This window comes from Variovorax sp. ISS6 (genome assembly GCF_056523145.1).
Map to the genome: position 1 here is coordinate 2,558,746 of NZ_JAWRZC010000001.1, position 17,638 is coordinate 2,576,383.

Below are 17,638 nucleotides of genomic sequence, written 5' to 3' on the forward strand. Positions count from 1 at the left end.
CGGCGGCGCCGGATTCAACCGGCCTTGCGCGCGTGCTGAATCCGTTCGGCCGTCGCGCGCGTACAGGGGCAGGAGGCCGTCGAAACGTACGACAACAACGGACCGCTTCTTCTTTCACCTCTCCCGAAGCCGATCTGAAAAAGGAAACGATCATGCATATCCGCACCCTGAACGCCCTGGCCGCCGCGCTGGCCGTGGTCGGGCTCGCCGCCTGCTCCGGCATGGGCGCCAAGCCCGCCGCGACGTTCTCGCAGGCCTCCCTGCCCGACGCGGTGAAGGTGCCGGCCGGCCACAAGGTGGCCATGGAAACCGTGGGCACCGGCGATATCACCTACGAATGCCGGGTCAAGGCCAATGCCGCCGGCCAGTACGAATGGTTCTTCGTCGGCCCCGATGCCAAGCTCTGGGATCGCGGCGGCAAGCAGGTCGGCAAGTACTACGGTCCGCCGGCCACCTGGGAAAGCGCCGACGGTTCGAAGGTCACGGCCACGCAGGTCGCGGTTGCTCCGAACGGCAGCGGCAACATCCCGCACCAGCTCGTGAAGGCCAATCCGGCCACGGGCGCCGGCGCGATGCAGAACGTGAGCTACATCCAGCGCGTGGCGACCCAGGGCGGCGTCGCGCCGGCCGCGGCCTGCGGCGCCTCGAACATGGGCCAGAAACAGGTCGTCAAGTACCAGGCCGACTACATCTTCTACCGCGCGGGCTGAGCCTCGCGCCGCCATCGCGAAGACCGGGGCGTGCCCCCGGCTTCCGGTGGCTTTTGCGCGCGCGAACCACCCATTTGGGTGGGCGTTGGAAACATTTGCGAACGTATACTGCCCCGCACATAGAACAGCAGCGGGAGCGCCGAGGCGCGCGGGGTGGAGCATGAGGAACATCGCGATCGTGATCGCGCGCCGCGTGGGCGCGTGCCATGGCTTCATCGGCGGGCGCGCGCGTGCGCCGATGGCCCGCCGCTGCGAGGCCCGGACAGCGGGGGCCGCGCCATGAGGGCCCATGACCGCCGGCTCGACGACGAGCCGCCCGCGCCACCGCCGTTCTGGCACCGCCTCAACAGCTTCTTCGCCTTTCCCTTCCAGATGCGCCCGCTCATGTACGGGCTGGCGCTCGCGCTGTGCAGCCTGCTGTTCGAGGCGGTGTTCTTCCTGCCCGACGTGCTCGCGATCCTTCTGATCGAGCTGGGCATCGTGCTGGCCGCGAGCCGCTACGGCTTCAAGGTGGTGGCGCTGGGCTCGCGCGGCATCTGGCGCTCGGCCGACTTCCCGCGCACGCTCGACGACGAGTGGGTCAACCTGCCGTGGAAGCTGTTCGCGATCTCGCTGGTGCAGGGCATCGCGATCGGCGCGCTGGCCAGGCTCGATCCGATGCTCGCCACGGTCGGCGTGTTCGTCATGTCCTTCACCTTTCCGGCCGCGGTGATCGTGCTGGTGCAGTCGTGCAGCTTCTTCCAGGCGATGAACCCCGGCTACGTGTGGGAGACGATGCGCATCATCGGCTGGCCCTATGCGCTGCTGTGCTTCTTCCTGTTCCTGCTGAGCACCGGCGCGCAGATCGCGATCGCCATGCTGCTGCCGGTGATCGACGGGCGCATCGCGCTGCCGATCATCAACTTCGCCTTCATCTACTTCGGCTGGGTGATGGCCAGCCTGCTGGGCTACGTGATGTACCAGCACCATGCGGCACTGGGCATCGACCTGCTGCCCGGCGGCGGCGTGGACGACGGCGCGCCGGTGGACCGCCGCACGCCCGAGCAGATCGCGGCGCAGCGCCTCGACGCCGAGGTCGCGCAGTGCATCACCGAGGGCGACCTCGCGGCCGCGCTCGGCCTCGCCTACGAGGCGCAGCGCACCGCGCCTTCGGACGACCTCGCGGCGCAGCGCCGCTACCACCGCGTGCTGGCGCTCGTGCCCGACAAGAAGGACGCGATGCTCGACCAGGCGCGCCGCTTCATCCCGCTGCTGATGCGACGCGACCTCGCGTCCGAGGCGCTCAGGGTGTTCAAGGCCTGCCGCGAGAAGGACAAGGCCTTCGCGCTCGAGGACCCCGCGATGGTGATCGCGATGGCGCGCGCCGAATGGCGCGGCGGCGATGCCCACGGCACGCTGGCGCTGCTCGCGGGCTTCGACCGGCGCTTCCGCGGCCATGCCGCGATCCCGCAGGCCTACGAGCTGGCCGCGCGCGTGCTGGTGCAGGGGCTGGGCCGTTCGGACATGGCGCAACCGATCCTGACCACGCTCGAGAACCGCTACCCGGACAGCGAGCAGACGCAGGAGGTGCGCTGGCTGCTGCGGCCGGCGCCGGGCGTGGCGGCGTCGGCCTGAGCGGCCTCAGCTCTCCTTCCAGCCCCCGCCCAGCACCTTGTAGATCGTGAGCCGGTTGGTCTGCTCGGTGAGCTGCAGGCCGATCAGCGTCTGCTGCGCGGCGTAGTAGGCGCGCTGCGCATCGAGCACGTCGAGGTAGCTGCTGGCGCCGCTGCGGAACAGCGACTGCGACAGCGAGAAGCTGCGCGAGGTGGCGTCGAGCAGCGAGCGCTGCGCGTCCAGTCGCTCGGCCAGCGTGCGGCGCTCGGCCAGCGCATCGGCCACTTCGCGGAACGCGGTCTGCACCGTCTTCTCGTAGCTCGCGAGCTGGATCTTCTGCTGCGCCTCGGCCACGCGCAGGTTGGCGCGGTTGGCGCCGCCGTCGAAGATCGGCACGCTGATCGAGGGCGCGAAGCTCCAGGCGTTGCTGCCGCTGGCGAACAGGCCCGACAGCGTGCTGCTGGCCGTGCCCGCCGAGGCGGTGAGCGCGATGCGCGGGAAGAAGGCGGCGCGCGCGGCACCGATGTCGGCGTTGCTCGCGCGCAGCGCATGCTCGGCCGCGAGCACGTCGGGCCGCTGCTGCAGCACGCTCGAGGGCAGGCCGGCCGGCGGCACCAGCAGCCGCGCGGCGCGCGCGGGCTCGGCGGTGGCGGCCGTGGCCGTGCTCGGGTCGGTCGCGGCCGGCGTGGGCAGCAGCTCGGCCGGCGGCGTGGCGCCGACCAGCAGCGCGAGCGCATTGCGGTCCTGCTCGACCTGGCTGTCGAAGGCGGCCGCGTCGGCGCGCGCCGCGTCGACCGTGCTCTGGGCCTGCGCGAGCGCGAGGCCCGACTGCGCGCCCAGCCCATGGCCGCGCTGGATCAGGTCGAAGGAACGGCGCTGGCTCTCGAGCGTGTGGCGCGCGAGCTGCAGCCGCTGCTCGTCGGCCGCGAGCTGCAGCCAGGCGGTGGCGACCGAGGCCACCAGGCTGATCTGCGTGCCGCGCTGCGTGGCCTCGGTCTGGAAGAAGCTCTGCAGCGCCGACTCGCTCAGGTTGCGCACGCGGCCGAACAGGTCGATCTCGTAGCTCGTGAGGCCGAGGTCGGCGCTGTACTGCGTGGCGTAGCGCGGCTCGCCGCCGGTCGAGAGGCTGCCCGGCGTGCGCGAGCGGCTGCCGCCGGCGCCGGCATCGATGGTGGGAAAGAGCCCGGCGCGCGCGATGCCGTACTGGGCGCGCGCGCGCTCGATGTTGAGCGCGGCCACGCGCAGGTCGCGGTTGTTGGCGAGCGCGAGTTCGATGACGGCGCGCAGCTTCGGCTCGACGAAGAAGTCGCGCCAGCCCGCGTCGAGCGGCGTGGTGGCTTCGACGTTGGCCGAGGGCAGGGTCTGCGGCACCGGCAGCGCGGGCGCCTGGTAGTCGGGCGCGAGGTTGACGCAGCCCGCGAGCACGGCGGCGGCGACGAGCGTCAGCGAACGCAAGGGGAGGGCGTGGCGCATCAGTGGCCTCCTTGCCCGGCGGTCTGCGCGGGTGCGAGGGGCTCGTCCTTCGGCGCCGCCTTGCGCCGCCCCGCGAGCCAGCCGCGGATCAGCGCGAAGAACAGCGGCACGAAGAAGATGCCGAGCGCGGTGCCCACCACCATGCCGCCGAGCACCGCGGTGCCGATCGACTGGCGGCCGCCCGCGCCGGCGCCGGTGCCGATGGCCAGCGGCAGCACGCCGAAGCCGAAGGCCAGCGAGGTCATCAGGATCGGGCGCAGCCGCAGGCGCACCGCCTGCAGCGTGGCGTCGAGCACGCTCCTGCCCTGTTCCTGCAGCTGCTTGGCGAACTCCACGATCAGGATCGCGTTCTTCGACGACAGCCCCACGGTGGTCAGCAGGCCGACCTGGAAGTACACGTCGTTGCTCAGGCCGCGCAGGCTGGTGAACAGCAGCGCGCCCACGATGCCCAGCGGCACCACCAGGATCACCGAGAACGGCACCGACCAGCTCTCGTAGAGCGCGGCAAGGCACAGGAACACGAACAGGATCGAGATCGCGTAGAGCAGCGGCGCCTGCGCGCCCGACAGCCGCTCCTGGAACGAGGCGCCGGTCCATTCGTAGCCGATGCCCGGCGGCATCTGCTTCATCACCTCCTCGACCGCGGCCATCGCGTCGCCCGAGCTCACGCCCGGCGCGGCATCGCCCACGAACTCGTAGCTCGGGCTGCCGTTGTAGCGCTGCAGCTGCGGCGAGCCGTAGCTCCAGCGCGAGCTCGAGAAGGCCGGGAACGAGACCATCTGGCCCAGGCTGTTGCGCACGCTCCAGCGGTCGATGTCCGAGGGCAGCATGCGGAAGTCGGTGTCGCCCTGCATGTAGACGCGCTTCACGCGGCCCTTGTCGAGGAAGTCGTTGATGTAGGTGCCGCCCATGGCGCTCGACAGCGTGCTGTCGATGTCGGCGGTCGCCAGGCTCAGCGCGCCGGCGCGCGCATCGTCGATGTCGACCGCGAACTCGGGCGTGTCGTCGAGGTTGTTGCTGCGCACGTTCGCCACCTCGGGCCGCTGGCCCAGCAGCTCGATGGCCTGGTCGCGCGCCTTCACGAGCGCGTCGTGGCCCAGGCCGTTGATGTCCTTCAGGTGGAAGTTGAAGCCGGCATTGGCGCCCAGGCCGCGCACGGCCGGCGGCAGCAGCACGAAGATGCGCGCATCGCGCACGGTCGACAGGTCCTTGTTGGCGCGGCGCGCGAGTTCGGCCGCCGACTGGCCCTTGCCGGTGCGCTCGGCCCAGTCCTTGAGCTTGACGAAGGCGCGCGCCGAGCTCTGGTCGCCGTTCTGGCCGGTGATGACGTTGACGCTCAGCACCTCGGGCTGCTTGGCGAAGTACTGCTGCACCTGCTGCGTCACGGGCTGCAGCCGCGCGTTCGAGGCGCCCGGCGGCAGCGTCACCTGCACCTGCAGGAAGGCCTGGTCCTCGTCGGGCAGGAAGGAGGTCGGCAGCCGCATGAAGAGCAGCGCCATCACCCCCGCGATCAGCAGGTAGACCACCAGGCTGCGCTTGCCGCGCCGCACGATGCCGCCGACCACGCCCTCGTAGCGCGCGGCGTTGCGGTCGAAGCCGCGGTTGAAGGCCGCGAAGAAGCGGTCGACCCGGCCCAGCAGGCCGGCGCGCGGCGCCGCGTGCCCGCCCTTGGCGACCGGCTTGAGCAGCGTGGCGCACAGCGCGGGCGTGAGCGTGAGCGCCACGAACACCGACAGCGCCATCGCCGAGACGATGGTGATCGAGAACTGGCGGTAGATCACGCCGGTGGAGCCGCCGAAGAAGGCCATCGGCACGAACACCGCCGACAGCACCAGCGCGATGCCCACCAGCGCGGGCGTGATCTCGGCCATTGACTTGCGCGTGGCCTCCTTCGGCGAGAGCCCTTCCTCGTGCATCACGCGCTCGACGTTCTCGACCACCACGATGGCGTCGTCCACCAGCAGGCCGATCGCCAGCACCATGCCGAACATGGTGAGCGTGTTGATCGAGTAGCCGGCCATCGACAGCACGCCGAAGGTGCCCAGCAGCACCACCGGCACCGCGATCGCGGGGATCAGCGTGGCGCGGAAGTTCTGCAGGAACACATACATCACCAGCACCACCAGCAGCATGGCCTCGAGCAGCGCCTTCACCACCTCGTCGATCGAGGCGCTGACGAAGGGCGTGGTGTCGTAGCTCACGAAGGTCTGCAGCTGGTTCGGGAACAGCGGCTTGAGCTCCTCGACCTTGGCCTTCACGGCCTCGGCCACCTGCACCGCGTTGGCGCCGTCGGCCAGCACCACGCCGAGGCCGGCACCGGGCCGGCCGTCGAGCTGCGAGCGCACCGTGAGGTTCTCGGCGCCGAGCTCGACGCGCGCCACGTCCTTCAGCCGCACCACGGCGCCGTCGGGCGTCACGCGCAGCACCACGTTCTCGAACTGCTCCGCGGTCTGCAGCTTGCTGCGCGCGGTGATGGTGGCGTTGAGCTGCTGCTGCGCCGCCGCCGGCAGCGCGCCGAGCTGGCCGGCCGACACCTGCGCGTTCTGCGCGGTGATGGCGGCGTTCACGTCCGAGGGCATCAGCGCGTACTTGCGCAGCTTGTCGGGGTCGAGCCACAGCCGCATGGCGTAGCCGGTGCCCAGGGTCTGGACCTCGCCCACGCCGTCGATGCGGCTGATGACGTCGACCAGGTTGCTGCTGATGTAGTCGCCCACGTCCACGGCCGAGGCGCTGCCGTCGCCCGAGAACATCGAGACGATCATCAGGAAGTCGTTGCCGCCCTTGGTGACGGTGACGCCGCGGCTCTGCACCTGCTGCGGCAGCCGCGACATGGCCTGCTGCAGCTTGTTCTGCACCTGCATCTGCGCCACGTCGATGCTGGTGCCGGGGTTGAAGGTCAGCGACAGCCGGGCCACGCCCGAGGAGTTGCTGGTCGACTGCATGTACAGCAGGTTGTCCAGCCCCTTGAGCTGCTGCTCGATCACCTGCGTGACCGAGTCCTCGACCGTCTTGGCCGAGGCGCCGGTGTAGGTGGCGTTGATCGACACGCGCGGCGGCGCGATGTCGGGGTACTGCTCGAGTGGCAGCGTGCGGATCGCCATCAGGCCCGCGAGCATGACGACGATGGAGAGCACCCACGCGAAGATGGGTCGGTCGATGAAGAACTGCGCCATGGCCCGACCTCAGCGCGCCACGGGGTCGGTGGCGGCATCGGCCGCGTCGGGCGCGACGGCGGCCACCGGGCCGGCCGCGGCGCGGGCGCCGAGGTCGACCACCTTGACCTTGTCGCCGACCTTCACGCGCTGCGAGCCCTCGGTCATCACGCGGTCGCCGGGGGCGAGGCCCTCGAGCACCTGCCAGCGCGTGCCGATCGCGCGGCCGACCTGGATCGGGCGCTTCGCGACCTTGTTCTCGGCATCGATCACCAGCGCCGAGGCGCTGCCGTCGGGCGCGCGCGTCACGGCCTGCTGCGGCACCAGCAGCGCGGCGGCGTTCACGCCCTCCTGCAGCACGGCGCGCACGTACATGCCGGGCATCAACAGCCGGTCGGGGTTGGGCACCACCGCGCGCAGGGTCACGCTGCCGGTGCCGGCATCGACGGTGACGCCGCTGAAGGTCAGGCGACCGGGGTGCGGGTACTTGCTGCCGTCCTCGAGCACCAGCTGGATGCGCGCCTCGGCATCGCTGGCGCGCTGCAGCCGGCCGCTGGCGAGCTCGCGCTTCAGGCGCAGCAGCTCGCTGCTCGACTGGGTGACGTGCACGTGGATCGGGTCGAGCTGCTGCACCGTGGTCATCGCGGTGGCCTGGTTGGCCGTGACCAGCGCGCCCGGCGTGACGCTCGAGAGCTCGGCCCAGCCGCTGATCGGCGAGGTGATGCGGGTGTAGCCGAGCTGGATGCGCGCGGTCTGCTCGGCCGCGCGTGCCACGCCGAGGTCGGCCTCGGCCTGCTGCTCGGCGGCCTGCGATTCGTCGAACACCTGGCGGCTGATGGCGTCGATCTTCACCAGCTCGGCATTGCGGCGCGCCACGGTGCGCGCGGTGGCGAGCGCCGACTCGGCCTTGCGCACGCTGGCCTGCGCGCTGGCATGGGCCGCCTGCAGCGAGGCCGGGTCGAGCTGGTAGAGCACCTGGCCGGCCTTGACCTGCGAGCCTTCGGTGAACAGCCGCTCCTTGAGGATGCCGCCGACCTGCGGCCGGATCTCGGCGATGACGGGGGCCGCGGTGCGGCCCGGCAGCTCGGTGCTCAGTGCCAGCGTCTCGTGCTTGAGCGTGACGGTGCCGACTTCCCGTTCGGGCGCCGCGGCCGCCGCCGGCTTTGGTGCGGCGGCCTCGTTGCGCGAGCAGCCGGCGAGCGTGATGGCGGCGGCCAGCGCGAGGGCTGCGATGGGCAGCGGGAAGGGACGGCGTAGGTGATCGGGCATGGGCAGGGGGAAGTGACGAAGGCCCCAAATGGAGCGAACGGGCGCTCCCGAGTTCAATGCGGCGGGAGGCCGGAGGCGAGCTTTACAGAGAGGCCCTGCAAGTCCAGTGCCAAAGATTGACAAAGTCCTGTGACAGACGCTTTGCCGGAATGCAAAGTTAGATGTACTTGGGGCGCCTTCGGGCGCGCTTCATGCGCGTTGAAGCGCGCGCGTGACCATGTCGTCGGGCGCGAGCCGCAGCAGGTGCGGCAGCAGGCCCACGGCCTTGTCGCGCTCGCCCGCGTGCAGCAGGCCGTTGGCGCACACCGACAGCGTGTCGGCCAGCTCGGGATGGTCGGGCGCGGTCTTCAGCAGGATGGTGCAGAGCCGGCGCGCGTCCTCGAACTGGCGGATGCGCACGAAGCGGCGCGCGAGCCGCGCCATGTCGTCGGGCTTGAGGCGCACGCCGGGCTTCGCCTGGTCGAGGTAGGTGGTGAAGCTCGCATGCTGCAGCGCGAGCGTGTCGGGGTCGGTGGCGTTCAGGCGGAAGATGCGCCGCGCCGCGGCATGGAAGTCGTCGCCGGCCGGCTGCAGCCGCGCGGTGTTGAACCAGGCGCGCAAGGTGTCGGCGTCGTTCGGGCGCAGCGCCGCGGCGGCGCGCCATTCGACGCTGGCCGACTCGAACTTCATCGCCGCGCCGAACCGCCGCGCGTTGGCGACGCGGCGCTGGAACTCGCCGTCGCCGTCCCCATCACGGCCGCGCTCGGTCGCCAGCGCCTCGGGCGCCTTCACGCGCCCGAGCGCCAGCGCGAGCGTCATCAGTGCCGCGCCGCTGAGCAGCCCGCCCAGGTGCGCCATGTAGGCGATGCCCTGGCCGCCCACCAGGTGCTGCAGCAGCTCGTTCGCGATCCAGGCCGGCAGCAGCAGCAGGGCCGGCGCCGTGACGTAGTTGAAGTAGAAGAACAGCTGGTAGAAGAAACGGATGCGCCGCAGCCGGTACATCACGGCATACATGCCCATCAGCGCCGACACCGCGCCCGAGGCGCCGAGGCCGTAGTTGCCCTTGCCCGCATAGGCCCAGTCGGCCAGCGCCGAGGCGCCGACGGCGCCCAGCAGGTAGAAGCTCAGGAAGGTGGTGCGTCCGAGCGCCAGTTCGACCGAGAAGCCGAACAGGAACAGGAACAGCATGTTGCCCAGCAGGTGGCCGGTGCTGCCGTGCAGGAAGGCGGTCGTGATCCAGGTCCAGGGCTTGAACTCGGCGTCCTTCGCGTAGTCCTGCGCCCAGCGCTCGGTGAAGGGCGCGGGCCACTGGGCATCGAACTCCCGGCGGTCGCGCTTCCATTCGTCGAAGCGCGGATGCGCGGGCGTGATCACCTCGTCGGCGCGCAGCTGGCGCAGGAAGACGCGCTCGTGCTGCAGGCCCTCGAGCAGCTCGTCGGTGCGCTTGCGCTCGAGCAGCTGCCGCGCGGCCTCGGCGCGCGGCGACCGGGTGCGCTCGAGCCAGTCGACGAAGGCCGGCAGCTCGAGCGCCGGCAGCGAACTCTTCGCGTAGTAGCGCGCGGCGCGCTCCTGCGCGTTCTCCTCGCTGCGCTGCGGGCCCCAGAACACCAGCATGTTCACGAGGATCAGCAGCACCGTCATCCACGGCGGGTTGCGCCAGCTCGGGCGGTTCTCGAGCGGGATGGCGTAGAACATGGCGGGGCCCCGCGGTGCCGAGGGCCGGTGCGGTCAGCCGAGGCGGGCGCGGTGGCGCGCGATCTGCGCCTTGACCTGCGCGGGCGCCGTGCCGCCGAGGATGTTGCGTGCGTTGAGCGAGCCGCGCAGGCTCAGCACGTCGTACACGTCCTTCTCGATCTTCGGGTTGAACTGCTGCAGCACCGCCAGCGGCAGCTCGGCCAGGTCGACCTTGTGCGAGGTCGCGGCCTTGACCGCGTGGGCCACGATCTCGTGCGCGTCGCGAAACGGCAGGCCCTTCTTCACCAGGTAGTCGGCCAGGTCGGTGGCGGTGGCGTAGCCGCGCAGCGCGGCCAGTTCCATCGCCTCGGGTTTGACCGTGATGCCGCCGATCATCTCGGCGAAGATGCGCAGCGTGTCCTTGAGCGTGTCGACGGTGTCGAACAGCGGCTCCTTGTCTTCCTGGTTGTCCTTGTTGTAGGCCAGCGGCTGGCCCTTCATCAGCGTGATCAGCGCCATCAGGTGGCCGACCACGCGGCCGGTCTTGCCGCGCGCCAGCTCGGGCACGTCGGGGTTCTTCTTCTGCGGCATGATCGACGAGCCCGTGGTGAAGCGGTCGGCGATCTGGATGAAGGCGAAGTTCTGGCTCATCCAGAGGATCAGCTCCTCGCTCATGCGGCTGATGTGCACCATGCACAGGCTGGCGGCGGCGCTGAACTCGATCGCGAAGTCGCGGTCGCTCACGGCGTCCAGGCTGTTCTGGCACACGCCTTCCATGTTCAGCGTCCTGGCGACCAGCTCGCGGTCGAGCGGGTAGCTGGTGCCGGCCAGCGCGGCGGCGCCCAGCGGCAGGCGGTTGACGCGGCGGCGCACGTCGGCCAGGCGCTCGGCGTCGCGGCTGAACATCTCGACGTAGGCCAGCATGTGGTGGCCGAAGCTCACGGGCTGCGCCACCTGCAGGTGGGTGAAGCCCGGCAGGATCACCTCGACGTTCTTCTCGGCGATGTCGACCAGCGACTTCTGCAGGGTGACCAGCAGCTCGGCGATCAGGTCGATCTCGCCGCGCAGCCACAGGCGCACGTCGGTCGCGACCTGGTCGTTGCGGCTGCGGCCGGTGTGCAGGCGCTTGCCGGCGTCGCCCACGAGCTGGGTCAGGCGGGCCTCGATGTTCAGGTGCACGTCTTCCAGGTCGAGCTTCCACTCGAAGGCGCCGGATTCGATCTCGGCGCGGATCTGCGCCATCCCACGCTCGATCTCGGCGTGGTCCTGCATGGTGATGATGCCTTGCGCGGCCAGCATGCCGGCATGGGCGAGCGAGCCTTCGATGTCGGCCTGCCACAGGCGCTTGTCGAAGAAGACGCTGGCGGTGTAGCGCTTCACGAGGTCGCTCATGGGTTCCGAGAACAGGGCGGACCAGGCTTCGGATTTCTTGTCGAGTTGGTTTTGGGTCATGGGAGCCGTTCGGGAGGCAATAATGGGCTGGTTACCCAATGTATCTGCGAATGCGCAAGCCGGCGATTTTATCGGCCACCCCATCCGCCGCGTCCTCCGACCGCACGCGCCCGTCCGCGCGCGCGCAGGCCGTGCTGTTCGACGCCTGCCAGATCGGCGTGGTGCTGCGCACCGTGGTCTTCGTCGAGGCGGTGGTGGGTGTGGCCGCGATGTTCGTCTCGGGCTCGCCCGGCGAGTGGCTGGTGCAGGCCGCCACCGTCACGGGCGGCGCGCTGCCGGCCACCCTGCTGTGGCTGGTCGCGGCCTGCGGGCTCAAGAAGCCGCTGCGGCGGCTGCCGGTGCCGTGGCAGTACGCGGTGGGCGCGGTGCTGGGCGCCATCTCGGCGCTCTACGGCTGCGGGCTGCTGCGGCTCACGGGCGTGCTGGGCAGCGCGCCCTGGTTCGCGAGCGCGCTGGCCGGGGCCTTCTTCGCGGGCATGGTGATGGCGGCGATGGTGCTGCGCGCGCGCGGCCAGACACCGGCCGCCACCACGGCGCGGCTCGAGGAGCTGCAGTCTCGGATCCGGCCGCACTTCCTGTTCAACACGCTCAACAGCGCCATCGCGCTGGTGCGCGAGGAGCCCGCCAAGGCCGAGACCATGCTGGAGGACCTGAGCGAACTGTTCCGCCAGGCGCTGGCCGATCCCGGCGAATCGGGCACCCTGGCCGACGAGATCGCGCTGGCCGAGCGCTACCTCGCGATCGAGCAGGTGCGCTTCGGCGAGCGGCTGCGCATCCGCTGGGACCTCGATGCCGCGGCCAGCGACGCGCGGCTGCCGCCGCTCTTGCTGCAGCCCCTGGTCGAGAATGCGATCAAGCACGGCGTGGAGCCGAGCCCGGACGGTGCCAGGCTGCGCATCCGCACCGAGCGGCGCGGCTCGATGGTGGTGATCGAGGTGGTCAACAGCCTGCCGCCGCTGCGCTGGGCCGACGAACCGCTGCCGCGCGGCCACGGCATCGCGCTGGCGAACGTGAGGGACCGGCTGCGGCTGCTGCACGACATGCGCATGCAGTTCAGCGCCGGCATGGACCAGAAGAGCTACCGGGTGCGCATCGCGATACCCGCCGAATCATGAACGCATGCCATTGCGTGGGGGGACATGAATGAGCCTGAGGACATTGATCGTCGACGATGAAGCGCTGGCCCGCTCGCGACTGCGCACGCTGCTGCGCGACTGCAGCGCGCCCGCGGCCGAGGTGGTGGCCGAGGCCGCGCAGGGCGCCGAGGCGCAGGCGCAGCTGGCGTCGATGAAGCTCGACGTGGTGCTGCTCGACGTGCACATGCCCGGCATCGACGGCATCGAGGTGGCGCGTGCGCTGCGCGAGCGCGCCGACGCGCCGGCCGTGGTGTTCGTGACCGCTCATGCGGCGCATGCCGTCACCGCCTTCGAGCTCGACGCGGTCGACTACCTCACCAAGCCCGTGCGCGCCGAGCGGCTGCAGCAGGCGCTGCAGAAGGCCGAGCGCTACCTCAAGGAGCGCGCCAGCGACAAGGTGGCGCAGGAGAGCGTGCTGATCCAGGACCGCGGCCGCGCCGAGCGCGTGCCGCTGGCGGAGATCGTCTACCTGAAGTCCGAGTACAAGTACCTCACGGTGCGCACGGCCGCGCGCAGCCACATCCTCGACGGCTCGCTCAACGATTTCGAGGAGCGCTATCCCCAGCGTTTCCTGCGCGTGCACCGCAACGCGCTGGTGGCGCGCAGCGCGATCCGCGCGCTCGAGCGCTACGACGACGGCGAGGACGCCGAGGGCTGGGCGCTGCGCCTGTCGACCGTGCCCGAGCTGGTCGCGGTGTCGCGCCGGCAACTGGCGGCGGTGCGCGAAGTCATCAAGGACGCACGATGAACGACAAGGCGCGCGAGGACGACGACGCCCCGCGGCCGCCGGCCGCGCCGGAGGAGGTGCCCGCGCCCGACCTTGCGCCGCGGCCCGAGGAGCCCGTGGTGGCCGCGGCTTCGCCCGCGCCCGCGCTGCGTCCCGAGCCGCCGCCCGCGCCGAAATCCGAGGCCGATGCCGAGCGCGACCTGCCGGTGCTGCGCGTGCCGGTCGACGTGCGCAGCTTCTCGCTGGTGGTGCTCGCGGTGCTGGCCAGCGTGTTCGCGCTGCAGTGGGCGCAGTCGGTGTTCATCCCGCTGATGCTGAGCCTGCTGCTGAGCTATGCGCTGTCGCCGCTGGTCGACCGACTCGAGCGCTGGCGGCTGCCGCGCTGGATCGGCGCGGCCGTCATCCTGCTCGGGCTCAGCGGCGCCATCGGCTGGACCGGCTATTCGCTCTCGGGCAGCGCCTCGGCGCTGCTCGATTCGCTGCCGGCCGCCGCGCAGAAGCTGCGCCAGGCCACGCGCACCGACAAGAGCACCGGCGGCACGCTCGACAGCGTGCAGCAGGCGGCCTCGCAGCTCGAGCGCGCGGCCGAGGAGAACTCGCGCGCGCTGGCACGCCGCGGCGTCGCGCGCGTGGTGATCGAGCGGCCGCCGTTCAACGTGCGCGACTACCTCTGGACCGGCACCGTCGGCCTGCTCGGCGCGGCCGGGCAGCTCACGCTGGTGGCCTTCCTCACCTACTTCGCGCTCTGTTCGGGCTCCACCTTCCGGCGCAAGCTGATCAAGATCTCGGGCTCCAGCCTCGAGAAGAAGAAGATCACCGTGCACGTGCTCGACGACATCACGCGCAACATCGAGCGCTACCTGCTGGTGCAGATCTTCACCAGCGTGCTCGTGGGCGTGGCCACCGGCCTGGCCTTCTGGGCCATCGGGCTGCAGAACGCGGCTGTCTGGGGCATCGTGGCCGGCGTCACCAACCTCATTCCCTACATCGGCTCGGTGATCGTGCTCTCGGCCGCGGGGCTCGTGGCCTTCCTGCAGTTCAACAGCCTCGAGATGGGCATCCTGGTGGCCGGCACCTCGCTGCTGATCCACACCCTGGTCGGCAACCTGCTGATGCCCTGGCTCACCAGCCGCACCAGCCGCATGAACCCGGTCGCGGTGTTCGTCGGCGTGATCTTCTGGGGCTGGCTCTGGGGCGTCTGGGGGCTGCTGCTGGGCATCCCGATCACGATGGTGATCAAGGCCATCTGCGACCGGGTCGAGGACCTGCAGCCGATCGGCGAATTGCTGGGCGAGTAGGCCGCGGGCAAGGCCGTCGAGGCCCTGTGATACAAGAGCCGGACACCTGATCTTCATCGTTTCTGTTCCGGGGTAGTTCAGTGGCAGAACGCTCGGCTTGTAACCGAGAAGGCGCTGGTTCAACCCCAGCCCCCGGACCCCACTCATTTCGCATGACCATGGAAGACGATCCGTCCCTGGCGGCCGGCGGTTACTCGGCTTTCCAGCTGGCCCGCGCGCTGGCCGCGACCGAGCATGCCGACGAGACGGTGCGCCGCAACGCCGCGAAGCGCGTGCGGCAGTGGACTGCCGTGATCGAGGGGCAGCGCGGCGGCGCGATCGCCACGGGCTCGCGCACGCCGCTCAAGGACATGCCCGCCTGGGTCACGCCCGAGGTGGCGACCGGCGGGTTCGCGACCGGCGCGCTGCTGGCGGGCGGGGCGTTCCAGGCGCATGAACGCACGTTGCGCGACGAACTCGCGCCGGGCGTGCCCGAGGCCGATGCACGAGGGGCACTGAACAGCTTCTTTCTCACGGACGCGGGCCTCGAGCGGCTCGGGCTGCTGCTCGATGCGGGACGCTTCGAGGTCGCGGTGCCCGAGGAGGGCGCCCTGCTCGCGGTGGCATGGCTGCTGCGCGCTGGCCATGTGGAGCAGGCCTGGGAACTGGTGGAGGCGATCGCGCCCTGGTTCTCGCGGCTGCGCTTCTACCCGGTCGAGCTGGCCGAGGCGCGCACGCAGGGCACGCTCCTGTGGGTCGACGATGTCGCCACCGTGATGCAGCGCTTGCGCGCGGTGAAGCCGAACGCGGCGATCCTGGCGCAGAAGGAAGCCGTCGAGGTCTGGGCTCCGCTGCATGACCGCATGGCGGCGCTGCTGTTCGAGACCGTGCGGGGCGATGCCCCCATCGCGCTGCGCACCGCCGATGGCGCCTGGCAGCGCGGCGAGGCGAACAGTTTCGTCGTGTCCGGAGGCTGGCCCTGTGCCCACTATCCCGAAGGCTGGCACGAGCGCGCCGCGATGCTGCTCGACCAGTACCGGCAGGCACGCGCGCTGCACGCGCGATGCGGGCGGCCGGAGCGCGAAGGTGACAGTTTCTTCACGCTTCGCGAAGGGTTGCGGCGCTGCGTCGAGAAGCCCGCGGCCTTGAGCGGTAGGGAGGTGGGGCGGCTGCGACTCGTTCTCGCGCGCTACCGCGCGACACACGGCCTGCCCGGCGCTGCCGAACGCCTGACGTTCAGGCAACGCCAGCGCGACGAAGCGGGCGCGCCTCCCTTCGAGCAGATCGGCCGCCAGGTTGCGCACCGGCTCGAGGCTGTGCCGCCCGAAGCGGGGCTCGACGACATCGAGCCCTTTCTGGCCCCTGTCGATGCATCGGAGGCCGCGGCGAGCGGCATCCGCGAAGGAACGACCATTCCGCACTCGGTTCGCCGCAAGCTTGCGCGCGCCCTCGAGGGAACCGCCGGCGAGCTCGTCGAGCGCGGCGCGATTCCCTCGGGCGAGGCGCTGGCCCGCGTGCTGCCTCGATGGACCGCCGCGCTGCGCGCCGCCGATATCGCCGACCCGGCGCTGCGGCGGCTCCAGGCCGCCATCGACCAGGCGTTTCGCCGTCGGCGCTCGCTGCTGCTGCTGAATCTGGAACGACAGGTGCAGCTGGCGGAACTGCCCTGGGTGGCCGCGACCGCGCGTTTCCGCGCGCCGGGTTCGGCCTCGCGCGAGGCGGCGCGGCAGGCGCTGACCGAGATCGCGCGCCTGGCCCTGACGTCGTTCCCGCAGGCGATCCTGCCGAACAAGCTGCTGCAGGAGCTGGGGGCCCTGGCCGAGATGGCCGGGCTGCCACTGCCATTCGTCGAGGAGATCGCGGCCGACATCTTCATGGGTCGGTTCTCGCCGAAGTTCCTCGAGGCCGCCAGGCTGGCCGCGGATGTCGTGGAGGGCAGCCTCTATGCCCGCTACTACGGCATCGACGGCCCGGTGTTGCGGGCGCTGCGCGCGCCGCAGGACGCCGCATCCAAGCGAGGGGCGAAGGACGCGGTCGATGTCCTGGCCCGCCTGGGCGCGTCGCGCGCGGGCATCGAGTGGCCGGCGCGGAACGTGGTGCGCAACGGCATGGTGATCGAGCAGGTGCAGGTGCTGACCACCCACAACCTGGCGCCCCTGCTTGCCGGGTCGGGCCTGCGCGAAAGCCTTGCCGCGCAATTGCCCGCGATGGCACGCCGATGCTTCGAATGGATCTGCGCGCAGCTCCAACTGCCCGCGGCGGACCGGCATGCGAGCCTGATCCGGATCAAGGGCTCGGCCTATGCCTGGCGCCAGATGGTCTTCTTCCTCTCGCAGTGCCGCGACGACGAAGTCATCGAGTTCCTGGGCTGGTCACGGGCGTGCCTGGGCGGGCAGGCGAAGGCCTTCAAGCGCCGCTTCGAGCCGATCCTTTCCGGATTGGTGGCCGCCGCCACCACGGAGGACCCGCGCGTCCAGCCTTTCATGGGATGGACCGAAGGAACGCATTGGCTGATGCAGGACGACAACCCCGGCCGCTGACACGGATGCCGCCTAGGCGGTGCCGCGCGCGGCCTTCGGTTGCAGCTTCTTGACGAAGGTCGCCGCCGGCGCCAGCGGCTTCCCGTCGTGCGTGCGCAGATCGATGCGCTTCACCGGCTTGCCGCTCTCGCGCTCGACCAGCACCGAGTGCGGCTCGCCCTTGGCATAGAGGTGCTGCTCGCCCCAGTGGCGCAGCCCCACCACGACCGGGAAAAGCCCCTCGCCCCTTGGCGTCAGCAGGTACTCCTGGTAGAGCGAGCCGTCGGAGGCCGGCGCCTGGCTCAGCACGCCTTCGTTCACCAGGTTCTTGAGCCGGTCCGCGAGGATGTTCTTCGCCACGCCCAGGCTCTGCTGGAACTCGCCGAAGCGCTTCATGCCGTCGAAGGCGTCGCGCACGATCAGCAGCGACCAGCGGTCGCCGAGGATGTCGAGCGTGCGCGCCATGGGACAGGCGTCTTCCTTGAGGCTTTTGCGGCGGGCCATGGCGATGCGTTGCGGGTGGATGTGGTTGCAGGATTAAACCATTTCGGCGCTGGCCGCATGCGCGCTGCCGCAAGACCTTGCGGCGCGGTGGGGCTGGTCGGCCCATCAGGTTGCAAATAAAAACCGATCTGCCTACGATCAATCAGGTTTTAAATAAAAACCAGATAGCCGAT

12 protein-coding genes and 1 tRNA gene are annotated in these 17,638 nt (G+C 70.6%); 7 read left to right on the forward strand and 6 right to left on the reverse strand.

Annotated features, from left to right (window positions below):
- Nucleotides 1-152: 152 nt before the first annotated feature.
- Both AC1HIL_RS11660 and AC1HIL_RS11665 read left to right on the forward strand, forming a co-directional pair.
- Nucleotides 153-710 (forward strand): DUF3455 domain-containing protein, encoded by a 558-nt coding sequence (locus tag AC1HIL_RS11660; RefSeq protein WP_057597844.1) that lies wholly within the window; start codon nt 153-155, stop codon nt 708-710.
- A 279-nt stretch (nt 711-989) separates the two neighbouring features.
- On the forward strand, nt 990-2,324 hold the full coding sequence (locus AC1HIL_RS11665; protein ID WP_261208773.1) for a hypothetical protein: 1,335 nt from the start codon (nt 990-992) through the stop codon (nt 2,322-2,324).
- Nucleotides 2,325-2,330: 6 nt separating this feature from the next.
- Here AC1HIL_RS11665 and AC1HIL_RS11670 read toward each other — a convergent pair whose 3' ends face one another.
- The 5 genes from AC1HIL_RS11670 to argH form a co-directional block, all read right to left on the reverse strand.
- Complete coding sequence (locus AC1HIL_RS11670) at nt 2,331-3,776, reverse strand: efflux transporter outer membrane subunit (RefSeq protein WP_479671852.1); 1,446 nt, start codon at nt 3,774-3,776, stop codon at nt 2,331-2,333.
- Nucleotides 3,776-6,949, reverse strand: a complete 3,174-nt coding sequence (locus AC1HIL_RS11675) for an efflux RND transporter permease subunit (protein ID WP_422097827.1) — start codon at nt 6,947-6,949, stop codon at nt 3,776-3,778. The genes AC1HIL_RS11670 and AC1HIL_RS11675 overlap by 1 nt, the downstream gene beginning before the upstream one ends.
- Before the next feature lie 9 nt (nt 6,950-6,958).
- Nucleotides 6,959-8,197: an efflux RND transporter periplasmic adaptor subunit gene (locus AC1HIL_RS11680; protein ID WP_057592329.1), complete on the reverse strand. Its 1,239-nt coding sequence runs from the start codon at nt 8,195-8,197 to the stop codon at nt 6,959-6,961.
- 189 nt (nt 8,198-8,386) lie between these two features.
- The gene (locus tag AC1HIL_RS11685; protein ID WP_479671853.1) at nt 8,387-9,871 is read right to left on the reverse strand and encodes a rhomboid family intramembrane serine protease; all 1,485 of its coding nucleotides are present in this window, start codon (nt 9,869-9,871) and stop codon (nt 8,387-8,389) included.
- Nucleotides 9,872-9,904: 33 nt separating this feature from the next.
- The gene (argH, locus tag AC1HIL_RS11690) at nt 9,905-11,302 is read right to left on the reverse strand and encodes an argininosuccinate lyase (protein ID WP_093348594.1); all 1,398 of its coding nucleotides are present in this window, start codon (nt 11,300-11,302) and stop codon (nt 9,905-9,907) included.
- Between the two features lie 50 nt (nt 11,303-11,352).
- Here argH and AC1HIL_RS11695 point away from each other — a divergent pair, with 50 nt between their 5' ends.
- The 5 genes from AC1HIL_RS11695 to AC1HIL_RS11715 all read left to right on the forward strand — a co-directional run bounded on the left by AC1HIL_RS11695 (nt 11,353) and on the right by AC1HIL_RS11715 (nt 16,982).
- Nucleotides 11,353-12,417: a sensor histidine kinase gene (locus AC1HIL_RS11695; protein WP_479671854.1), complete on the forward strand. Its 1,065-nt coding sequence runs from the start codon at nt 11,353-11,355 to the stop codon at nt 12,415-12,417.
- A gap of 28 nt (nt 12,418-12,445) precedes the next feature.
- A complete protein-coding gene (locus AC1HIL_RS11700; RefSeq protein ID WP_057592325.1) occupies nt 12,446-13,186 on the forward strand; it encodes a LytR/AlgR family response regulator transcription factor in 741 nt (246 codons plus the stop codon).
- Nucleotides 13,183-14,463, forward strand: a complete 1,281-nt coding sequence (locus tag AC1HIL_RS11705) for an AI-2E family transporter (protein WP_479671855.1) — start codon at nt 13,183-13,185, stop codon at nt 14,461-14,463. The genes AC1HIL_RS11700 and AC1HIL_RS11705 overlap by 4 nt, the downstream gene beginning before the upstream one ends.
- 66 nt (nt 14,464-14,529) lie before the next feature.
- Nucleotides 14,530-14,601: transfer RNA gene (locus tag AC1HIL_RS11710), tRNA-Thr, on the forward strand.
- A gap of 20 nt (nt 14,602-14,621) precedes the next feature.
- The gene (locus AC1HIL_RS11715; protein WP_479672756.1) at nt 14,622-16,982 is read left to right on the forward strand and encodes a hypothetical protein; all 2,361 of its coding nucleotides are present in this window, start codon (nt 14,622-14,624) and stop codon (nt 16,980-16,982) included.
- 12 nt (nt 16,983-16,994) lie between these two features.
- On the opposite strand, the gene AC1HIL_RS11720 is transcribed toward AC1HIL_RS11715, so the two are convergent.
- Entirely contained in the window at nt 16,995-17,465 is a 471-nt protein-coding gene (locus AC1HIL_RS11720; RefSeq protein WP_057592322.1) for a winged helix-turn-helix transcriptional regulator, read from the reverse strand.
- Nucleotides 17,466-17,638: the final 173 nt, after the last annotated feature.

Coding starts and splice junctions, on each gene's coding strand:
- AC1HIL_RS11660 (WP_057597844.1), top strand. CDS start 153: ATGCATATCCGCACCCTGAACGCCCTGGCCGCCGCGCTGGCCGTGGTC.
- AC1HIL_RS11665 (WP_261208773.1), top strand. CDS start 990: ATGAGGGCCCATGACCGCCGGCTCGACGACGAGCCGCCCGCGCCACCG.
- AC1HIL_RS11670 (WP_479671852.1), bottom strand. CDS start 3,776: ATGCGCCACGCCCTCCCCTTGCGTTCGCTGACGCTCGTCGCCGCCGCC.
- AC1HIL_RS11675 (WP_422097827.1), bottom strand. CDS start 6,949: ATGGCGCAGTTCTTCATCGACCGACCCATCTTCGCGTGGGTGCTCTCC.
- AC1HIL_RS11680 (WP_057592329.1), bottom strand. CDS start 8,197: ATGCCCGATCACCTACGCCGTCCCTTCCCGCTGCCCATCGCAGCCCTC.
- AC1HIL_RS11685 (WP_479671853.1), bottom strand. CDS start 9,871: ATGTTCTACGCCATCCCGCTCGAGAACCGCCCGAGCTGGCGCAACCCG.
- argH (WP_093348594.1), bottom strand. CDS start 11,302: ATGACCCAAAACCAACTCGACAAGAAATCCGAAGCCTGGTCCGCCCTG.
- AC1HIL_RS11695 (WP_479671854.1), top strand. CDS start 11,353: ATGCGCAAGCCGGCGATTTTATCGGCCACCCCATCCGCCGCGTCCTCC.
- AC1HIL_RS11700 (WP_057592325.1), top strand. CDS start 12,446: ATGAGCCTGAGGACATTGATCGTCGACGATGAAGCGCTGGCCCGCTCG.
- AC1HIL_RS11705 (WP_479671855.1), top strand. CDS start 13,183: ATGAACGACAAGGCGCGCGAGGACGACGACGCCCCGCGGCCGCCGGCC.
- AC1HIL_RS11715 (WP_479672756.1), top strand. CDS start 14,622: ATGGAAGACGATCCGTCCCTGGCGGCCGGCGGTTACTCGGCTTTCCAG.
- AC1HIL_RS11720 (WP_057592322.1), bottom strand. CDS start 17,465: ATGGCCCGCCGCAAAAGCCTCAAGGAAGACGCCTGTCCCATGGCGCGC.